Source organism: Streptomyces sp. NPDC019890 (genome assembly GCF_044903445.1).
Taxonomy (GTDB): domain Bacteria; phylum Actinomycetota; class Actinomycetes; order Streptomycetales; family Streptomycetaceae; genus Streptomyces.
Map to the genome: position 1 here is coordinate 1 of NZ_JBJDQK010000065.1, position 2,821 is coordinate 2,821.

The window sequence follows — 2,821 nt, forward strand, 5'->3', positions numbered from 1 at the left end:
CCGTTGAAAGTTCGGAACGTGATCCGGCCGCCGGCCCGGAACATCAAAGGAGCCACGCACGTGCCCAGCCCCCACGCCAACCTCGCCACGATCCTGTTGGACTCCGCGGCGCGCCACCCCGACCGTCCCGCCGTCCGGCTCGACGGTGCCACCCTGAGGTACGCCGAACTTGACGAAGCGAGTGCCCGAGCCGCTTCCCTCCTGCGCAGCGCCGGGGTGCGCGCGGGCGACCGGGTCGGCCTGATGCTGCCGAACGTGCTCGCGTTCGCCGTCCTGTACTACGGCATCCTGCGCGCCGGGGCCGTCGTGGTGCCGCTGAATCCGCTGCTGAAGGCGCGCGAGGTGGAGTACCACCTGCGCGACTCCGCGGCCTCGCTTCTGTTCGCACCGCACGAGGCCGACGGCGCGTTCCGGGGCGCCCAGTCCGCCGGAACGCCGCACATCACGGTGCCGGCGGACGGGTTCGGTGGGCTCCTGACGAGCCACGACCCGGAGTGGGACGTGGCCTCCCGAAAGCCGTCCGACACGGCAGTGATCCTCTACACCTCCGGTACGACGGGTCGGCCCAAGGGTGCCGAGCTCACCCACGACAACCTTGCGCGCAATCCCGAGGTCACCCGCACCACGCTGTTGCACCTCACCGAGACCGACGTGGTCTTCGGCGGTCTGCCGCTCTTCCACGCCTTCGGGCAGGTCGTCGGACTCAACTGCGCCGTCGCCGCCGGAGCCTGCCTGACCCTGCTGCCCCGCTTCGACGCCGCCAAAGCCCTGAAGATCATCGAACGGGACCGGGTCACCGCGTTCATCGGCGTGCCCACCATGTACGGCGCCCTGCTTGCCGCTGCAGGTCACGCGGACACCGCCTCGCTGCGGGTGTGCGTCTCCGGCGGAGCCGCCCTGCCGGTGGAGATCCTGCACGCCTTCGAGGCGGCCTTCGGCTGCACCGTCCTCGAGGGTTACGGACTGTCCGAGACCTCCCCGGTCGCCTGCTTCAACCATCCCGGCCGCCCCCGCCGTCCAGGCACCATCGGCACCCCGATTCTCGGTGTCGAGATCCGGGTGCTCGACCCGGACGGCAGGGAGGTGGACGACGGCACCGCCGGAGAGATCGCCGTCCGCGGGCACAACGTCATGAAGGGTTACTGGCGCAGGCCCGAGTCCACCGCCGAGGCCATCCCGGACGGCTGGCTGCGCACCGGCGACATCGGCATCCGCGACCCCGACGGCTGCTTCCGGATCGTGGACCGCAAGAAGGACCTCATCATCCGCGGCGGTCTCAACGTCTACCCGCGGGAGATCGAGGAGGTCCTCTACGAGCACCCGGCCGTGGCCGAGGCCGCCGTCCTTGGCGTACCCCACCCGACCCACGGGGAAGAAGTCGCCGCCGTGGTCACCCTCAAACCCGGCAGCGACGCGGGAGCGGACGCACTCCGCGAGTTCGTCAAGTCCCGCGTCGCCGCCTACAAGTACCCCCGCTTGGTCCGGATCGTCGACGCCCTGCCCAAAAGTGCCACCGGCAAGATCCTCAAGCGCGAGATCACGCTTTCGCCAAACTGACGGGACAACAGGCCCGGCTCTGTGCAGGCCCTCCGTGCTCGTCATCGCAGTGGCGGCCGCCCCTACCTCGCGCAGGGCACCTCACCGGAGCGCACTCCGGCTGCCCTTCAGGCTTCAAGATCTTCCGATGGGCCCTTTGGGGACTACCTCGGCGATACCTGCACGCCCAGCCCGAGCTGGCCGGCGCCGCCTGAAACGCCCCGCACGACGGGGCCCACTCACCTTGGAGGCCCCGTCATGGGCTCTGTCCTGCTCGCCCTCATCCCTGCACTCATCCTCACGGCCGGCTTCTGGGGCCCGGCGCTGATCGCCCGGACCCGCTGGGGCGGTACCGACCCGAACGTGTACCCGGGCAGTCCCCAGCACGCGGCGGCAATCGCGGCCGCGGACGACCATGCACTGCGCCACACGGAAGCCCTCCACCGCGCCGGGAGCGGGACATGAACCGACGCACTACGGCCGTCCTCGTGACGGCTGTAGCGGTCGCCGTTGCGGCCGCCCACCGGTACCGAACCCTGCGGCGCTCTGAGGAGGGCAAAGGAGCGCTGAGCAGAGCGCGTCGGTCAACGGCCCGGGGAGGGTTGCCCCCTCGGGCCACACCTAGGTAGTTGTCAGGGCGGCTCCGTAAGAGGGAGCTTCGAGCCAGCGCGCCCGAACCGTCGCCTATGAAACCTTCCGTGCGGCGACTGTGGGCAGGACCACCGCACGCAAGATTTCGGTGCCCAGGTCAGAGGGGCACTGAAATCGTCGGTGCGGCCCGACAGCCACCAGGCAGTAGTTGTGTCTGGATCGCCTGTTCCACAGTCGAGCCGTGCGTTGTCCCGGAACTCCGGGTAGTCGCCCATGAGATGGCGAGAGGCGTCCATGTCGAGCACCGAACTGGGCGCTCAGCCGCTCGGTTTCGCCAAGGCCGAGCAGCTCCGCCGCGCCGTGTCCTGCCCGCCGACGAGGGGCAGCTGGGCGGCGCCCGCGCCGCGCGACTCCCGGTGAAGCTCCGTCAGGTGCAGTTGCAGTTCCGGCGGTTGGGGCGAACGCGTCCAGCGCGCCGACCTGGGCGAGTCGTTGCGCGGGCGGCTGGCTCGGTCGGGGACCGCGCTGTGTTTGATACATTGATGTATCAGATACACTCGTGTATTGAACGGGGGATGGGGCGTGACCATGGACGCCGAGGGGACGGCCGCGCGGCGGCGCCGGGGGGGGGGCGGGGCCCGGGAGGGCGCGGCCGGGCGCGGGACGAGGCGGCGGGTGGGGGCGCGGGGGACCC

Annotated in this window: 3 protein-coding genes; all 3 read left to right on the forward strand. The window is 70.7% G+C overall.

Annotated elements, in window-relative coordinates:
* Window positions 1–60 precede the first annotated feature (60 nt).
* The 3 genes from ACI2LP_RS34130 (at window position 61) to ACI2LP_RS34140 (ending at window position 2,547) form a co-directional block, all read left to right on the forward strand.
* Window positions 61–1,557 (forward strand): long-chain fatty acid--CoA ligase, encoded by a 1,497-nt coding sequence (locus ACI2LP_RS34130; protein ID WP_404728422.1) that lies wholly within the window; start codon window positions 61–63, stop codon window positions 1,555–1,557.
* A gap of 237 nt (window positions 1,558–1,794) precedes the next feature.
* On the forward strand, window positions 1,795–2,001 hold the full coding sequence (locus ACI2LP_RS34135) for a hypothetical protein (protein ID WP_404728423.1): 207 nt from the start codon (window positions 1,795–1,797) through the stop codon (window positions 1,999–2,001).
* 420 nt (window positions 2,002–2,421) lie between these two features.
* On the forward strand, window positions 2,422–2,547 hold the full coding sequence (locus ACI2LP_RS34140; protein ID WP_404728424.1) for a hypothetical protein: 126 nt from the start codon (window positions 2,422–2,424) through the stop codon (window positions 2,545–2,547).
* Window positions 2,548–2,821: the final 274 nt, after the last annotated feature.

Coding starts and splice junctions, on each gene's coding strand:
- ACI2LP_RS34135 (WP_404728423.1), top strand. CDS start 1,795: ATGGGCTCTGTCCTGCTCGCCCTCATCCCTGCACTCATCCTCACGGCC.
- ACI2LP_RS34140 (WP_404728424.1), top strand. CDS start 2,422: ATGTCGAGCACCGAACTGGGCGCTCAGCCGCTCGGTTTCGCCAAGGCC.